The organism is Microbulbifer mixtoriginis (SeqCode) (assembly GCF_052467515.1).
Genome location: NZ_CP174314.1, coordinates 167,941 through 183,538, shown reverse-complemented (window position 1 = coordinate 183,538; position 15,598 = coordinate 167,941). Strand labels below are relative to the sequence as shown.

General features: G+C 53.3%; 15 protein-coding genes and 1 other RNA gene. 7 read left to right on the top strand and 9 right to left on the bottom strand.

Annotation, left to right across the window (positions count from 1 at the left end; translation table 11 throughout):
- Positions 1 to 144: 144 nt before the first annotated feature.
- From ACJJIT_RS00810 to ACJJIT_RS00780, 7 genes are all read right to left on the bottom strand, one after another.
- Positions 145 to 1,269, bottom strand: coding sequence for a CNNM domain-containing protein (locus ACJJIT_RS00810; RefSeq protein ID WP_252083587.1), 1,125 nt, complete (start codon positions 1,267 to 1,269; stop codon positions 145 to 147).
- Positions 1,270 to 1,522: 253 nt separating this feature from the next.
- Positions 1,523 to 3,574 (bottom strand): prolyl oligopeptidase family serine peptidase, encoded by a 2,052-nt coding sequence (locus ACJJIT_RS00805; RefSeq protein WP_444899637.1) that lies wholly within the window; start codon positions 3,572 to 3,574, stop codon positions 1,523 to 1,525.
- Positions 3,575 to 4,004: 430 nt separating this feature from the next.
- Positions 4,005 to 4,970, bottom strand: a complete 966-nt coding sequence (locus ACJJIT_RS00800) for a rhomboid family intramembrane serine protease (RefSeq protein WP_444899636.1) — start codon at positions 4,968 to 4,970, stop codon at positions 4,005 to 4,007.
- Positions 4,971 to 5,106: 136 nt separating this feature from the next.
- Entirely contained in the window at positions 5,107 to 6,345 is a 1,239-nt protein-coding gene (locus ACJJIT_RS00795) for a UbiH/UbiF/VisC/COQ6 family ubiquinone biosynthesis hydroxylase (protein ID WP_444899635.1), read from the bottom strand.
- An 80-nt stretch (positions 6,346 to 6,425) separates the two neighbouring features.
- Positions 6,426 to 7,667 (bottom strand): 2-octaprenyl-6-methoxyphenyl hydroxylase, encoded by a 1,242-nt coding sequence (gene ubiH / locus ACJJIT_RS00790; RefSeq protein WP_444899634.1) that lies wholly within the window; start codon positions 7,665 to 7,667, stop codon positions 6,426 to 6,428.
- A gap of 65 nt (positions 7,668 to 7,732) precedes the next feature.
- Complete coding sequence (locus ACJJIT_RS00785; protein ID WP_444899633.1) at positions 7,733 to 9,088, bottom strand: aminopeptidase P N-terminal domain-containing protein; 1,356 nt, start codon at positions 9,086 to 9,088, stop codon at positions 7,733 to 7,735.
- Positions 9,088 to 9,729 (bottom strand): UPF0149 family protein, encoded by a 642-nt coding sequence (locus ACJJIT_RS00780; RefSeq protein WP_444882995.1) that lies wholly within the window; start codon positions 9,727 to 9,729, stop codon positions 9,088 to 9,090. Before ACJJIT_RS00780 ends, ACJJIT_RS00785 begins: the two co-directional genes overlap by 1 nt.
- A 120-nt stretch (positions 9,730 to 9,849) precedes the next feature.
- Between ACJJIT_RS00780 and ACJJIT_RS00775 the strand changes: the two genes are divergently transcribed.
- The 4 genes from ACJJIT_RS00775 (at position 9,850) to ACJJIT_RS00760 (ending at position 11,242) form a co-directional block, all read left to right on the top strand.
- Complete coding sequence (locus ACJJIT_RS00775) at positions 9,850 to 10,053, top strand: TIGR02449 family protein (RefSeq protein WP_152455364.1); 204 nt, start codon at positions 9,850 to 9,852, stop codon at positions 10,051 to 10,053.
- Positions 10,053 to 10,382, top strand: coding sequence for a cell division protein ZapA (locus ACJJIT_RS00770; RefSeq protein WP_252083593.1), 330 nt, complete (start codon positions 10,053 to 10,055; stop codon positions 10,380 to 10,382). Before ACJJIT_RS00775 ends, ACJJIT_RS00770 begins: the two co-directional genes overlap by 1 nt.
- Positions 10,383 to 10,455: 73 nt before the next feature.
- Positions 10,456 to 10,636, top strand: a non-coding RNA gene (ssrS, locus tag ACJJIT_RS00765) — 6S RNA.
- A gap of 27 nt (positions 10,637 to 10,663) precedes the next feature.
- Positions 10,664 to 11,242: a 5-formyltetrahydrofolate cyclo-ligase gene (locus tag ACJJIT_RS00760; protein WP_444882996.1), complete on the top strand. Its 579-nt coding sequence runs from the start codon at positions 10,664 to 10,666 to the stop codon at positions 11,240 to 11,242.
- A gap of 168 nt (positions 11,243 to 11,410) precedes the next feature.
- Here the strand turns inward: ACJJIT_RS00760 and ACJJIT_RS00755 are convergent, their stop codons facing one another.
- Both ACJJIT_RS00755 and ilvA read right to left on the bottom strand, forming a co-directional pair.
- Complete coding sequence (locus ACJJIT_RS00755) at positions 11,411 to 11,548, bottom strand: hypothetical protein (RefSeq protein WP_252083595.1); 138 nt, start codon at positions 11,546 to 11,548, stop codon at positions 11,411 to 11,413.
- 245 nt (positions 11,549 to 11,793) lie between these two features.
- On the bottom strand, positions 11,794 to 13,308 hold the full coding sequence (ilvA, locus tag ACJJIT_RS00750) for a threonine ammonia-lyase, biosynthetic (RefSeq protein ID WP_444899632.1): 1,515 nt from the start codon (positions 13,306 to 13,308) through the stop codon (positions 11,794 to 11,796).
- 216 nt (positions 13,309 to 13,524) lie between these two features.
- Here ilvA and rpiA point away from each other — a divergent pair, with 216 nt between their 5' ends.
- The 3 genes from rpiA to ACJJIT_RS00735 all read left to right on the top strand — a co-directional run bounded on the left by rpiA (position 13,525) and on the right by ACJJIT_RS00735 (position 15,428).
- Positions 13,525 to 14,199, top strand: coding sequence for a ribose-5-phosphate isomerase RpiA (gene rpiA, locus ACJJIT_RS00745; RefSeq protein WP_252083597.1), 675 nt, complete (start codon positions 13,525 to 13,527; stop codon positions 14,197 to 14,199).
- Positions 14,200 to 14,211: 12 nt separating this feature from the next.
- Positions 14,212 to 14,835 carry a transglycosylase SLT domain-containing protein gene (locus tag ACJJIT_RS00740; protein WP_444899631.1) on the top strand — a complete coding sequence of 208 codons (624 nt, stop codon included), beginning with the start codon at positions 14,212 to 14,214 and terminating at the stop codon, positions 14,833 to 14,835.
- 212 nt (positions 14,836 to 15,047) lie between these two features.
- A complete protein-coding gene (locus ACJJIT_RS00735) occupies positions 15,048 to 15,428 on the top strand; it encodes a DUF4168 domain-containing protein (protein ID WP_252083599.1) in 381 nt (126 codons plus the stop codon).
- The last annotated feature ends 170 nt before the right edge of the window (positions 15,429 to 15,598 follow it).

Sequence of the window (15,598 nt, the reverse complement as noted above, 5' to 3'; positions counted from 1 at the left end):
CCTTGCCAGCAGGCAATGGCCTGCGACATATCTGCACAGAAGCCTAGCAGCCATCGGAATCAAAACCTGTAGAGCCCGCCGGAGGCCGTCAAAGATTCCGTCGGGGCCACCGGCAGGGAAAGCACAAGCTATCAGATGTAGAAATTAGCTATCGCGCCCCTCTCGGCCATCACGACCCTCACCAGCCTCCTCAGTATCCTGCTCCTGCTGCGCAGATTCATCCACCTTGAGACCGTGTCTCTTTGAGCGCCAGCGCCACAGGCGCTTGGCCAGCTCCTGGCGATCCGGAGTTTTATCCGCTTCATCGACAATCTCTTCACCGAGCAGAGTCTCGAGAAGATCTTCAAGGGTAACCACCCCTTCCAGGCTGCCGTATTCATCCAATACCGCACTGATCTGCACCCGGCGCGACAGCATTTTCTGGAAGGCCTGATATATAGTGGCGGTTTCCGGCAGCATCAACATTTCGCGGCGGAACTCGGACAATTTACGTTCGCCCTCACCCTTGGCATAGGCGAGCAGTAGTTCCTGTTTAAGTACAAACCCCACCACACAGTCCTGATCGCGGTTTTCATATACCGGGATACGGGAGAAGCGCCCCCTTTCCACCTCCTCGTAGACCTCAGCCAGAGTGGCGTCCTCGGGCAGGGAAAATACCACAGTGCGCGGCGTCATCACCTCGCGTACAGAATGGTCGCGCAGGGTAAAAAACAGGTTACGCAGAATACTGGACTCACGCTGCTCCAGCTGGCCCTCGGCCTCCCCGATCTCCGCCATAATCGCAAACTCATCGCGGCTGAAGCCCGTAAGGGTGGGTCCGTGCGATAAGCCCCGTGTGAGCCACTCGGACATTTTCACAAAGGGGTAGAGCAACCACACCAGTCCGCGCAACGCGTAGGCAGTAAATGGAGCCAGCTGACGCCAGTAAACCGCCCCTAGGGTTTTAGGAATAATTTCCGAGAACACCAGAATCAACAAGGTGAGGATTGCGGAGGCAATACCCAGGTACTGGTTGCCAAAAACCGCTGCAGCCTGGGCACCAGCACCAGCGGCACCAGCAGTATGGGCAATAGTGTTCAGGGTAAGGATCGCGGCCAGGGGCGCATTGATATCCCCTTTCAACTTGCGCAACAGAGGCCCCGCTTTGTGCCCTTCCCTCTCAAGAAGTCTCACATAGGGCGTGGTGACGCTGAGAATGACCGACTCGGCAATCGAGCACAAAAAGGAAAAGCCGAGAGCGATAAAAATATAGGTAATTAAGAGAAACATATATCCCTGATTACAGCAGAATTAGAGCTGAATTCTTGCGCACTGTCCGTGACACAACAAGCCCAGAAAGCATCAAAGCCGCAATAAAAATGAATTTAACCGGCCAATCTTCCGTTGAGAGTAAGGCATTGGCCAGAAAAGCGTTTTATCCAGGACTTATTGCGTATACCTGGAGCCTCATGCCGTTACCGACAGAGGCTCCAGGACAAACCAAGTGGAGAGAAAGCCAACTCTCTCCAGTTGCCAACGAGCTTTACTTCGTTACACTGGCAGAGGCTTCGGTGCCCCTATTAGGTGCGGCAAAGCGCTCAACCCACTCACGCACCTGTCCGTACCAGTGCAACGAATTATTCGGTTTTAGTACCCAATGGTTTTCATCGGGATAGTAAATCAGGCGCGATTCAACACCGCGCTCTTGCAAAGTGCGAAACAACTCGAAGGATTGGCCAACCGGCACTCTTAGATCGTTTTGACCGTGAATAACCAAGCTCGGCGTCTTGAATTGAGCCGCATAAGTATGCGGTGAAATTGAGGGGTAAATCTCCGGGCTCTGCCAATATTCGCCAAAGCGAATCCCGTGTACCGAATAATCTGCTGCCAGCATGGAGTAGAGGTTATACACCGGAGCATGAATTACCAGGGCATTAAATGGATGTTCGCGACCCAATAGAATACTCGCCAAATAGCCACCGTAACTGCCTCCCGCTGCCACTAATTGATCCTTGTCTATCCAACTCTGCGATTTAAACCAATCGGCTGCAGCAATGGTGTCGGTATACGGCCGACTGAGCCAGTCTGGATTGATGGAATCTGCAAATGCCTGACCAAACCCGGAGGAGCCATGGAAATTAAACCAGGCGGTAACATAGCCCCAAGAGGCAAAGGTTTGCGCATTCCAGCGAAAATGAAAGGTATCGGTGACGGCATTGTGTGGCCCACCGTGGAGTAACAGCATTAATGGATACTTCTGATTCCGATCAAAGCCCGGTGGATAATGCACCCACATCTGTATATCGGCACCTTCCGCTCCGGTAAATGTCACCGACTCGTAAGTTCCCAGATCGACATTGGCAAATAAATCATCATTAAAGCTATCCAGCCGCTCCACTCCCCCATTTCTTGCATCAATACTGACCACCCTTGGCGGATAGAGAAAGCTCTGATTAATACCTACCAGAGTGCCATCACTGGCAACAGACAAATTACTAAAGTCGGTCGAATCGGTGATTACTCTTGGGTCGCCATTACCGACGGGCAGATAGTAAATTCGCCGAGAGCCCTGGTCGTCGACTGCGGCATAGAGACCACCCCCACTGGGTGCCCAAACCATACCATCCGTGGATCTATCCCATTCCTCATGTAAAACAGTGTTCTGCCTAGAGCGCAACCTGTGTACCACCAGGCGGCGCGTATCACCATAAAAACCCGATATAAGCTGGCGATTAAAGGCTAACAAACGGCCATCCGGTGAAAACTTTGGATTGAAGTCTGGCGCCTCATTGGCCAAGGTCAAATTTCTGGCTTTAGGGGAACCTGGCTCCAGCAGGAACACATCGAAGTCTGGGCGAGTACCACTTTTCTTGGAATCGGCCACAATAGCGAGGTGTGACTCGTCGGGCGATACGTCATAACTTTCTGCCCCCTGGATCCAGTTGGGAAGCTTTAAACCCGTCCTCAAAGTCAGATTTTCTACCGCACCGCCTTTGGCTGGGATTCGGAATACATGCGCCTGCCGCTGCTCATCTATCCAGTTATCCCAAAAAGAAAAAGGCAATGCATTCCAGACATAGGCAGACACCTTTTTCTCTTTTTCTTCCTTAACTCGGCCAGCCATTTCTTCCGGCGCTTTATCCGGCCAAATACGCGAGATAAAATAAAGGTGGTCCCCCACCCACTTTATCGATGAGACACCAGTCGGTACCTCACTCAAACGCACCGCCTCTCCGGGAGCAGCCATAGGCAATATCAAAATTTGCTTGATATCGTCATCACTTCGTTTGCCAATAAAAGCCAAATGTTTACCATCTGGGGAAAATACCGGCTCCGAAACACTGAGCCCAACAGCCGTTAATGGCCTCTGGATACCACCATCAGTAGAGAGCAACCACAGGCGGGTTTCCCCCTTATCCTTTTCAAGATCAAAAGTTGTCACAGGGGCTACTACCTGTTTACCAGAGGGAGAAATCACTGGAGTGCCCACGCGCTTTATTTTCCAAAGCACTTCGGCTGACAAGCGCTGAGCCTCTTCAGCTCCAGCAGCCATTGTTAGTAAGAGCGAGGATATCAGTACGAAAATACATCTCATAAGAGTTCCTTCCTGGATTTATTGATATTTTCGGAGGTATACGGGGAAACGCTTAGGACAAGGCGGAGAGAGAGAAAATACCGACTCCTAATCTCAACATTAACAGTCCATGCCTAATGCTGAGTAACAATGCAGAGAGATATTTTATGCCTTTTGTGTCAAACGCACCCTGGGGAAGATAGAGTACGCAATTATCCACTGGCCCACTATTCCGACCAGCTCTCAGGCCACTCAGCTCGTCTCAATCAATAAGGAAATAAAGGCTGAATCAGACCAATTCATTGGAACAAAGATCGGGTACTTTTTGTTAATTTTTCCATCCTGAGCCTGAATTCAGATAAACATTAACGATCCCTATAAGACATTTCGATAACCATAAGAGATCGCACTACGCGATAATGGCTTATCATCCTCCCTATATTTAAACTCTCTACACGGAGGCAAATCTTCGCGGACCTCTTAATGCGCTGTACACAAGAGCAATTATTAAGCCACTGAGTAACCCACCGATATGAGCGGCGTTAGCCACCCCAACGCCAGTTAATAGAGTCACAACACCCAGAGCGCACAATAGCAGCCACACCAGGGCTACAGTGAGAATTCCTGCAGGTATATCCCGCCACAAAGGCTGAAAACGCTGTAAAACCAAGGCGAAACCGACCAAGGCATAAACGACGCCAGACATACCGCCAAAAAGAATCCCAGGCTGCCAAAAATACTGGGCCAGATTGGAGGTGGCGGCGCCGAGCAGCACCAATACAACAAATAAAATACTGCCACCACGGGCCTCTATTGGCCTGCCCAGAATCCAGATCCCCAGGGCATTAAACAGTGCGTGGGGCAGAGAGAAGTGCACAACTGCTGGTGTGAATATTCTCCACCACTGCCCCCGCTCCAAATGCCAGGCCAGTGAGGATTGTGAAAAAGAGTCCGCAGCATTTGGATCGGGGTAAATTAATAAGCCACTGGATAAATTATTAACCTGTAAAAACCAGCCAAAAAAACACAGCGCAATTAATAAAAGGCTGAGTGGAGTCCTGTCCAACGGAAAACTTGGCAGGACAGAGACCGCATCACTGTGTTTTTTACCGGGATTATCCCCTGTATTTCCAAGCTGGCTGTCAGTTTCAGCCGCAGAGGTTTGCCCCTCTTCACTGCCAGACTCTCGCTCCTCTGCCCTCTGCATTTGTACCTGATCGAGATCCAGCTCACCAGAATCCCAACGCTGCAGTAGAGGCTTAAGCATTTCTGCCAAACCAGCATCCGGGCAGAGTAGTAACTGCTGATTTTTTTCCTCGGTGATACGCAAAGGTAACTGGTGGCGCTGGATAAACCGCGCCAGCGCACCAAGATCCTTGGAGAGGGGGAAACTGTAAACAAAAATCCACTGACTCAATTCGGGAAACCCTTAATTCCGGCTTGTGCTACGGAGGTAAATTATCAGCTGGCAGGCAGGCTGCTCTAACGGTTTTATTGATATACCCATCGGCCAGCTTTGGTCTGGCCGATGGGTAATTTAAGACAGATCCGATTTAAACCGCCATAGCCCGCAAGATAATACGCTTCTTTAGCATGGGACTGGCGTCCACCATACTCAAGCCGGTATTACGCAGCCAGCGCCAGTGCAAATCTCCAGCACCAAACAGGGATTTAAAGGCGCTCATAGCCTTTAATGTCGAGGCATTATCTCCACGGCGGCGGCGTTCATAGCGCGCCAATACCGAGGTATGTGCCGGCTCCAGGCCGCGTGACAAAGCGCGATCTATTTCATCGGTGAGTACGCGTACGTCCTGGAAGCCCAGGTTAACCCCCTGCCCCGCAAGTGGGTGAATACTGTGAGCGGCATCCCCAACCAGCACCGCACCGGGTCCGTGGTAGCGCTCTGCATGGCGCGCGCGCAGGGGGAAAGAGAAACGCTCACTGACGGATTCCACTTTACCGAGGCGGCTCTCAATGGCCTTTTCAAGATTGAGGGCAAACGCCTGATCATCCAGCATCAGTAATTCACGCGCGAGAGAATCATCCGCCGACCAAACCACGGCACAGTGGTTGTCGTCTCCGAGGCCGGCCATCGGCAAGAAGGCCAAGGGGCCGCTTTGCATGAAGCGTTGCCAGGCGGTGTGTCGGTGGGATTTCTCACAGCGGGCTACACAGACCAGAGCGGTCTGGTGGTAATCGGTTTCCTGGCAGCGGATGCGCAATAAATCACGGACCTTGGAACGAGCGCCATCAGCGCCGATCAGCAGGCGTGTTTGCACTATCTCAGCCTGCTCGCGCAAACCTTCGACCCCATCATCAGACTGCTCGCCCCGCGGCTGTAAATGCCAGAGTCCACAGTCGCGCCACCAGCTCTCCAAGCGGAAGCCATTAACCAGCTCAACGTTGGGCAGGGCCTCTAGCCGCGCGCGTAAAGCGGCGACGATAATATTGTTCTCGACGATATGCCCCAGATTGGGCAATTGCACATCGCGGCTGTTAAAGCGCACCGAGCCAGTGCCATCAGCATCCCAAACGCGCATCTCCACGTAGGGGCAGGCCCGTTGCGCGGAGATATCCTCCCAGGCTCCAACCTCTTCGAGCAACTCACGTGACGCCTGGGTAAGCGCCACAACCCGCGGCTCGTAGCTATCGGATTGCTGCACAGTGGTCTCTGGAGAAGCCTCCAACAGCGCCAAGCGCATATTTGGGTGGCGCACAGCGAGCAGTGCTGCCTGAGCCATACCCACCATTCCCGCGCCGACAATGGCAAAGTCCAAACGGTGTCTATTCATATCTAGCCAATTCCACTGTTGTGCCAAATTTAACGCCCATCGCGGTGCAACGCTTGAAACCCCGCCATTTTGGCTTGGGGTTAAAGCCCAAATCCTGCCGCCTGCCCGGCAAACTGCTGCCGCAGTGGCGGTACCAGTGTAAGGCCAAGCATCCCCAGTTGGCGTACTACTTGTTGGAAAGGGTTAGCCGAGGAAAACAATGCCGGGATTCGGTCACTGAAACCTACGGTTAACTGCTGGTCGAGCCTTCGGTTTTCCCCATAGGCCGCCAGCCACTCCAGCTGCCCCACTGCGCCACTCTGCACTTGCGACCGCGCCAGTGACTGGGCCAGGGCATAACAATCGCGCAGGGTCAGGTTAAACCCCTGACCCGCCACCGGGTGCAAGAAGTGGGCACAATTACCCAACAAAACCAGGTTGCGACGCCACTGCTCACGAGCCAGAGAAAGACTGAGAGGATACCCTTGTAGGGCCCCAGCTCTGATAAATCGACCGGCTCGCCACCCAAATTGCTGTTGCAAGCGCTGCAAGCGCTGCTGCTCTGGCAGCGCACAAACTACGTCGGCCTCCTCTTCGGCACAGGCCCAAACCACAGCGGCGCGGTGTACTCCCTCACGACGAGGTAGAGGCAACAGCGCCATGGGGCCGGATGCAGTGAAGCGCTCATAGGCAACGCCATCGTGGTCCCGTTGTAGAGCAACAGTAGTGACCAACGCCCTCTGTTGGTACTTTACTGTGTCAATTTCCATGCCCAGCTGCTTGCACAGCGGTGAATCGACACCGTCAGCAACAACCAACAGGTCACATTTCAATACCTGTTCCGAACCGCCATCCACGGCTGTCCAACGCAAGTTAGCGCCCTCACTATCCATGCGCACCGAAGTTACCCGAGCTGGGGAGATTAGCCTGACCGCAGTGTCATTTAGAGCATTGTGCAGGATGGGCCCCAGCGCCGCATTTTCGATGACTGCTCCCAGCATTCCAGCAAAACTGGCCTGCTTCTGTGCGCCTGCAGAGAGGGCCGCGCCAAAGGCATGGCCGCGATCACTCACCTGGATACGTTTGATTGGAGCACTGTACTCCCGCAGTGCCGGCCAGAGACCCAGCTGCTCAAACAGCTGCAGACTGCCGGCAGCAATCGCTGTGGCGCGGGTATCAAAGCTGGGCAATTGCACACTCGCTGAGGCATTGGGCAGAGCCCTCTGCTCCAATAACTGGACGCTGAGGTGAGGACAGAAATGTGCCAGCATCAGTGCCAGACTGGCACCGGCCATACCACCACCAACAATGGCCACATCTACCCGCTCTAGCGGCTCATTCATGGAAACCTCCCTTACCCAGTGGTCTAAATAGCTCTGCCCACTGAATAATAAAATCTCAAATTAAATTAGCGGGTCAGTAAATCCCGCCCATGGCGCATGGTGTACTCAATGTCTGCCACGGCTTTTGGAGCACCCTCAGACAAAACCCTCACACCTTCGGCAGTGAGCGCGACATCGTCTTCAATACGAATCCCCATACCGCGAAATTCCAGAGGTATGCGATCATCGTTTGCCGGAATATAAATACCGGGCTCTATAGTCATCACCATGCCCGCTTCCAACTGCCGCCAAGCGCCCTGTACCCGATAGTCGCCCACATCGTGGACATCCATACCCAACCAGTGCCCAACACGGTGCATATAAAAACGCTGATAGGCACCCGAATCGATCAGTTCACGAAAGTCTCCTTGCAACAGCCCCAAGTCCAGCAAGCCGCGTGTGATTACCTCAACACTGGCACCATGGGGCTGATCCCAGTGGTTGCCGACACAAACCTGCTCCATTGCTGCCGCCTGCGCCGCCAGGACAATTTCATACACTGCTTTTTGCGCATCACTAAAACGGCCATTGACCGGATAGGTTCGGGTAATATCGGCGACGTACCCCCGGTATTCACAACCCGCATCGACCAATACCAAGTCGCCATCGCGCATCCGTGCCTTATTGCTGCAATAGTGCATAATCAGGGCATTGCGACCGCTGCCGACTATTGTCGGGTAGGCAGTTTCCCTGGCACCAGCATCCATAAAGCTATGTAAGAGAGCCGCCTCCAACTGGTATTCGTAAAGTCCCGGCTGGCAGCGCACCATGGCGCAGTGATGTGCAGCAGCGCTAATTTCCCCTGCACGGGCCATCAAATCCAATTCCCGTTCGCTCTTGAGCAGACGCAGCTCGCGCAACTGATAATCCAGGTCAAGCATTTCCGGCGCCCCCTTGCTGGAGGGCGCCTCCTGTATCGCCTGTAGATAAGCGCGCAGCCGTCGATCCAAATGGGCATAGCGCCCCATAGGGAAGTAAATACGCTCTCGCCCTTCCATTAATCCGGGCAGAATATCGTCGAGGTCGCCGATGGGAAAAGCATCCGAAAGACCAAATTGAGCTACTGCGCGTTCTGGTCCCAGACGTGGCCCATCCCAAAGTTCCTTCTCTTTATCGCGCTCGCGACAAAACAGCAACGTGTCTCCCTGACTGCGGCCGGGTAGAAGCACCAGTAATGATTCCGGCTCATCGAATCCGGTTAAGTAGAGAAAGTCGCTGTCCTGTCGAAAAGGAAAGTAGGTATCACGGGAGCGCAGCTGTTCCCCAGCCGATGAGATGATCGCCAGGCTATCCGGGGCCAACCCCGCCATAAGCCGGGCGCGTCGCAGGGCATATTCCGCCCCGCTAATCAGCGGATCTTTTGCGCTTTCGCTGCCGCTCATCAGTGGACGGTGGGGCCGCTGCCGGAGTGGCTGCCGCGCACTTCGGTAAATATGTTGAGCACCGCAACCCGCACATACTCCTGCAACTCAATTAATTGCTGTTCAGCTTCTTCACTCTCTTCAACGTGATCGGCATCAACTTGGGAGATAGCTCCAATATCTTTGAGCGCCTCTTCACTGGTGGGCTGCATCTTTACTTCTGCTCCACCGATGCCAAACCCGTGTAAAAAACCCTCACACCAGTGCCCCAGGGCCAGAGTGCGGCTGACAATATCTTCATCGTCGCAGAGGAGCAGCTGAAAAGAGAAATCCGATCCACCCAGCTGCTTGCGGCTTTCCTCCGCCAATTGCAATAAGTCCCGATCTAGATCTGCGGGTACCGCCTCAAGGTCGAGCAACTCCGCCAGTTCTTTTTGCCAGCGTTTTTTATCCGGTTCGGCGCCAGCAGCCAACACGCCACAGGTAAAGCCGTGTAACTCACTCGGGTCCACCTGACCACCCGCGGAGAGAATGGCATTGGCGAGCTGCTCAAATCGGTTGTTTTCTGAAGTCATGATTACCGCACAGTTTTTCTTAATCGGGATGGATTCGATGCGCTGCGGTGGCAGCAGCAGGCATGAGAATCGGGGTTCTAAGGACAATTTTGTGATTGTCCACGCAGGTGGAGCGATTGACCCACCATTTCGCCGGCAATATAGTAGCGGAATCCCTCGCAGTCTGTCGTGTTGCGAACTCAGACGTAGACCTCAAACGCAGGAAATATGGATAAGCTGCAAGCGTTAGAAAGCACCGTGGATTCACTGATCGCCCGCTGCCAACAGCTGGCTAATGACAATCGTGAACTGCGCCGGCAGGAAGCCGACTGGCTGCGCGAACGCCAGCGCTTAATTAAAAATAATGAGGCCGCCCGTTCGCGGGTTGAAGCCATGATTAATCGTCTCAAAGGGCTTACGCAAGAATCCTGATGGCAGACTCTGCATTAACTTCTGAAACCGTCACCGTTTCCATTCTCGGCAAAGAGTACCGCGTTGCCTGTGCCGACGGCGAGCGTGCGGGACTACAGGCTTCCGCTCAATTACTTAATGAGCGCATGTCTCGAATCCGAACCACCGGCACCGTTATTGGCGTAGAGCGTATTGCCGTGATGGCCGCGCTCAATATTGCCCACGAACTTATCCAAGCGAAAGCGGAATTAAGCAGTATCCCCCTACAGAAAGAAATCCTGGAACGACTTCAAAATAAGATGCAAAACGCCCTGGGGGATACCGACCCAGAAAGCGAGGCCCAGTCATAACTTTTGCCAGCAGTGCCGCAAAACATCCCAATTTGCGGTTAACAGCCCCCCTTTCAACAAGTTATAATTAATACATACCCTGGGGTGTTGGCCAGCAGACTATGTCCTTGAGCCGATAATCTTACCCTGGTGGTTTCCAGCGGGTGCTGGTGTGCAGGTCCGCCATGTAGCGGAAAGCCTTATGTGCCCCGGAGACTGCCACCTTGAACCTTACGGTTCAAGGCTCCGTCTACAGCCGCACACTCGGGGTTTCCATTTCTTTTCCTATACTCCCCCAATTCATGAGCGAAAATAAAACGCAGCTGCGACGGCGTATGCGCGCGGGGCGGAGGCAGCTTAGTGCCTACCAACAGCGTCTGCATGGCCGCTCTGCCATCACTTTGCTGAACCGAATTCCGCAGATGAAGCGCGCCCTCCATATTGGTATTTACTGGCCAATGGATGGTGAGTTAGATGTTCGCCCTCTATTACAACGCTTTCCGAAGAAGCGCTTCTACCTGCCAATACTACCGGTGGAACCACACCCACACCTGGGCTTCAAGCAGTGGAATGGCAGCCCGCTACCTTTTCGAAACCGTTTCGATATTCCTGAGCCAGTGCGAAGCCCCAGCCGGGCCGCAGGCATATTAGACCTAGTGCTGGTACCACTGGTGGCTTTCGATCCCAATGGCGCCCGTCTGGGGATGGGCGCGGGTTTTTATGATCGTACCTTTGAACACAAACAATTGCTGCCCGGTAGTGGACCACTGCTAATTGGCGCCGCCCACCAATTGCAATGTGTGGATCAGCTGCCAACGGATAACTGGGATATTCCTCTCGATATGGTGGTGACAGAGAAGCGTATCTATCGTTGCCGGTAATTCGTGAGCAACAACTCTCTGACAAACATCACATAATGCCAAAGTTTTTGAGCACTCACCGGCCTATAAAAAACTAGCTAGGCGCAAAAGCACAAACAAAAAAGGCCGGACACCATAGGTATCCGGCCTTTTTTGTTGTGCTTGGGCAGAGCGCCCCCCGGCATCAGCCTAACGGGTAACCACTCCCTCTTGCAGAGCAGCTGGCGGTTCTTTTTCCGAGGCAAATACCTCGGTCAAACCACTAGTACTCAGCAGAACGCCCGCGACAAAGACAACCACGGCGATTGTCAGCGCATCGGCTTTCATTGGGACCATCCTGTACGATCAATTTTTTTGTTATATGCGTTTCACCCCGCTTATGACCTAAGCCATAGCAAAAGTTCCACGACAAAAGAAGATACTGAACAATCGTCGGAATAGTAACCGTTTATTGAATAATTTCTGCGTTTTTTGTCGCATTTTTGCTCAAGGGGGTTCGACAAAACTTAAACCCTGGTCTACTCGAAAAGAAAGTGAAGAGATACCTTTCTCGCCATGCCCCCAAATTGGGATCAGCTACCCAGAAAGAAGCTGTAAGCGGGATTTTCAGTTTCATCCCAAAAGGGAAACTGCAGTTGCTCCAACAGATCCAATAACTCCTCGCGCTCAGAGGGGTCAACCTGCATACCCGCTAGAACCCGGCCGTAAGCGGCACCGTGATTGCGGTAGTGAAACAGGGTGATATTCCAACGGCCCGCTAATTGCTCGAGAAATTTCCGCAGCGCACCGGGGCGCTCCGGAAACTCAAAGCGGTAGACCACCTCGTGGCACAAGCCCGGAACTCTCCCACCGACTAAATGGCGGATATGTAATTTGGCCATTTCATTATCGGTGAGATCTGTCACGCTATAACCTTTGCGCTCCAACTCTTCTACCAACTGGCTGCGGTCGCTGCCAGCAGAAACCTGCAAGCCGACAAAAATATGCGCCTCACCATCCCCTGCATAACGGTAATTAAACTCGGTGATAGCACGGTCCCCAAGATCGCGACAAAAGCGCAGGTAGCTGCCCGGTCGCTCTTCAATACGCACGGCCAGCACCGCTTCGCGTTTCTCACCAATTTCTGTGCGCTCACTGATATAACGCAGCCGGTCAAAATTAATATTGGCACCACTACACACCGTCGCCAGAGCCACATTGCGGCCACCACTCTGCTCTGCATATTTTTTTAAGCCGGCCAAGCCTACTGCCCCGGCCGGTTCGGCAATTGAGCGAGTGTCTTCAAAAATATCCTTGATCGCCGCGCAAATTTCATCGGTACTCACCGTGATCACATCATCTACTGTTTCACGCAACACACGGAAGGTCTCCTCGCCAACTTGTGCCACCGCAACGCCATCGGCAAACAACCCTACCTGCGGCAAGCGGACCCGCTCACCACTCTTCAGGGCCGCTTTAAGACAAGCCGCCTCCTCTGGCTCCACGGCATAGACACGGGTCTCCGGCCTCACATATTTAATGTAAGCCGCCATGCCCGCAGCAAGCCCGCCGCCGCCTACCGGGATAAAAACTGCCTCGAGATTACCTGAATGCTGGCGCAATAACTCCATGGCTACGGTGCCCTGTCCGGCGATCACATCCGGATCGTCATAAGGATGTACAAATACCAAGTCGCGTTCATGCACCAGCTGGCGGGCACGGCCGGCCGCCTCATCAAAAGTATCCCCGTACAGCACCACCTCAGCACCGCGCATACGAACGGCGCTGACCTTAATTTGCGGGGTGGTCTTTGGCATCACAATAGTCGCGCGCACCCCCAATTGTGCGGCACCCATTGCCAACCCCTGGGCATGATTTCCCGCAGAGGCGGCAATTACTCCGCGCGCACGTTGCTCCGGGGGCAGTTGCAGTAACTTGTTATAGGCGCCTCGAATCTTGAAGGAAAAAACCGGCTGCAGGTCTTCCCGCTTGAGCAAAATTCGGTTTCCCAGACGGTGGGACAACTGGCGCATTGGCTCCAAAGGCGTCTCAATGGCGACATCGTAAATGCGCGCGTCTAAAATGCGCTTGATATAGGACTTGGGCATGGCGTGTATCAACTGCCGTTGCGGTTAATTTCTGTGCGCGACTCAGGCAAGCGTAGTAGCAGGAGTGGGCGGTCATGGAGCCGCCGCAAGCGCAACACCGGCAGGCCAGTCTAAGCCTTGATCAGCATAATTGCCATTTTTTTAGATTTATTGCGCTTTTTTTTATCGAAAGAAATAGATAAAGCAGAAATAATTGCACAGGAAACTATCCAGCGTATGACCCAGGATGAACTGAAGCAGGCTACTGCTCGCGCCGCCATCGACTATATCTCCCCGCGCCTGGAGGCCGACTCCATCGTCGGCGTCGGCACCGGCTCCACAGCCAATTTCTTTATCGACTACCTGGCAGAGATCAAAGGCCAATTTGACGGCACCGTCGCCAGCTCTGAAGCCTCCGCACAGAGACTCAAGGCCCACGGTATCCCGGTCTATGAACTGAATAGCGTGGATGGCATGCAGTTTTATGTGGATGGTGCCGATGAGACTAACCCCGCCCTGGAGCTGATCAAAGGCGGTGGTGCGGCCCTGACCCGCGAGAAAATTGTCGCCGCCTGTGCTGAGGAATTTGTTTGTATTGCCGATGACAGTAAGTGGGTAGAGACTTTGGGCGATTTTCCCCTGCCGGTGGAAGTCATTCCCATGGCCCGTTCGCTGGTAGCCCGCGAGCTGGTAAAGCTGGGAGGAGACCCGGTCTATCGCCAGGGTGTAATTACCGATAATGGCAATGCCATCTTGGATGTGTATAACTTGAAGATCGAGCAACCCAAGGACTTGGAAGACGCAATCAACAATATCACCGGCGTTGTCACTAACGGAATCTTTGCCAAGCGCCCAGCGGATGTACTGCTGCTCGGCACCAGCTCTGGAGTGAAAACCATCACCGCTGGATAATCTAGAGACATTATGGAAAACAAGAATAAGAAACTGCTGGCGGCACTGTTGGGTGCCGTGACACTGAGCGCGGGCTGTGCCACAAGCCCGCCGAGCAACCTCGATAATATCTGCTCTATTTTTCGTGAGAAGAAGAGCTGGTACCGGGAAGCCAAGGCTGCCGAGGAGAAATGGGGATCACCTGTGGCCGTTATGATGGCCATTCTGCACCAAGAGTCGCGCTTTGTGCATGATGCGCGCCCCCCGCGCACCAAGATCCTCGGCTTTATTCCCGGTCCTCGGCCCTCAGATGCCTATGGCTACGCCCAGGCACTCGGCAACACCTGGCGCGGATATCAACGCTCCAGCTTTAACTATGGCGCCGATCGAGATGATTTTGGCGACGCCATCGATTTTGTTGGCTGGTATAACAATACCAGTGCGCGCCGCTGCCAAATCCGCACTCGCGACGCTTACCACCTCTACCTAGCTTACCACGAGGGGCACGGCGGCTTTAATCGGCGTAGTTTTAAAAATAAAGCCTGGCTCAAGAAGGTTTCCCACAAGGTTTCGGCAAAAGCGCAGCGCTACCAGCAACAACTCAACAGCTGTGAGCAGTCTCTGCCAAAACGCAGGAAGTTCCTCGGCCTGTTTTAGCCCTGAGCCACCGCCGATAAAAATTGCTGCGGTGGCGGGGAATGGCGCCACAGCCGCTCTGAAACTGACTACCCTGAAACTAATGTCTCAGAGTTGATTGCCAACGCTTTCAATTACCGATGGATTCCGCAGCAACACCCAGGCATTTGAGCAGTGTGACTGGGTATTGCTCTGTAGAAGCAAAAGCGCCCCCCAACTTTCAGGAGTGCCCAATGAAATTCCCTTTTAAATATCTCGCTCTTTTCGCCTTGTTGCTCACAGTGCCCTTTGCGACCGCCCAGACAGCAACTTCACAGGCCGAGGCCCCAAAAGTCTCCTTCAGTGAACCTCAGCTCAAGCAGTTTGCTGATGCCTATCGCTCAATCGTGATGTTGAGCCGGGAGTATGCCCCCAAGCTCAAGGCCGCTGCAGATATCAAAGAGGCTGAAGCCCTCAACAAGGAGGCGCAGGGCAAGATGGTCGCAGCTATAGAAAAGGCAGGGTTATCAAAGAGTAAATATCAGGAAATTGCCAGCAGTATTAAATCTAATCCAGCCCTACTGGAAAAGGTCAATAAAATACTGCAACAGGGACACAACCAAAAACCGCAGTAATTCCGACACAATAACTCACTGCACTGCCAATCTGCTCAATTAACAAATAATTGGATTTCGTCGCCGGCCACTGGTCGGCGCAACTTTTCAATTGTGCCTACGTGTTTGTGCTAATTCCGGTCAGCTGGTTTTCAGAATAAATAAGATGCTTTATTGGTGAGTATCCACGA

What these genes read in the sequence shown, in the direction of transcription:
- ACJJIT_RS00810 (WP_252083587.1), bottom strand. Translation starts at nt 1,269, where the DNA reads ATGTTTCTCTTAATTACCTATATTTTTATCGCTCTCGGCTTTTCCTTT.
- ACJJIT_RS00805 (WP_444899637.1), bottom strand. Translation starts at nt 3,574, where the DNA reads ATGAGATGTATTTTCGTACTGATATCCTCGCTCTTACTAACAATGGCT.
- ACJJIT_RS00795 (WP_444899635.1), bottom strand. Translation starts at nt 6,345, where the DNA reads ATGAATAGACACCGTTTGGACTTTGCCATTGTCGGCGCGGGAATGGTG.
- ubiH (WP_444899634.1), bottom strand. Translation starts at nt 7,667, where the DNA reads ATGAATGAGCCGCTAGAGCGGGTAGATGTGGCCATTGTTGGTGGTGGT.
- ACJJIT_RS00785 (WP_444899633.1), bottom strand. Translation starts at nt 9,088, where the DNA reads ATGAGCGGCAGCGAAAGCGCAAAAGATCCGCTGATTAGCGGGGCGGAA.
- ACJJIT_RS00775 (WP_152455364.1), top strand. Translation starts at nt 9,850, where the DNA reads ATGGATAAGCTGCAAGCGTTAGAAAGCACCGTGGATTCACTGATCGCC.
- ACJJIT_RS00770 (WP_252083593.1), top strand. Translation starts at nt 10,053, where the DNA reads ATGGCAGACTCTGCATTAACTTCTGAAACCGTCACCGTTTCCATTCTC.
- ACJJIT_RS00760 (WP_444882996.1), top strand. Translation starts at nt 10,664, where the DNA reads ATGAGCGAAAATAAAACGCAGCTGCGACGGCGTATGCGCGCGGGGCGG.
- ACJJIT_RS00755 (WP_252083595.1), bottom strand. Translation starts at nt 11,548, where the DNA reads ATGAAAGCCGATGCGCTGACAATCGCCGTGGTTGTCTTTGTCGCGGGC.
- ilvA (WP_444899632.1), bottom strand. Translation starts at nt 13,308, where the DNA reads ATGCCCAAGTCCTATATCAAGCGCATTTTAGACGCGCGCATTTACGAT.
- rpiA (WP_252083597.1), top strand. Translation starts at nt 13,525, where the DNA reads ATGACCCAGGATGAACTGAAGCAGGCTACTGCTCGCGCCGCCATCGAC.
- ACJJIT_RS00740 (WP_444899631.1), top strand. Translation starts at nt 14,212, where the DNA reads ATGGAAAACAAGAATAAGAAACTGCTGGCGGCACTGTTGGGTGCCGTG.
- ACJJIT_RS00735 (WP_252083599.1), top strand. Translation starts at nt 15,048, where the DNA reads ATGAAATTCCCTTTTAAATATCTCGCTCTTTTCGCCTTGTTGCTCACA.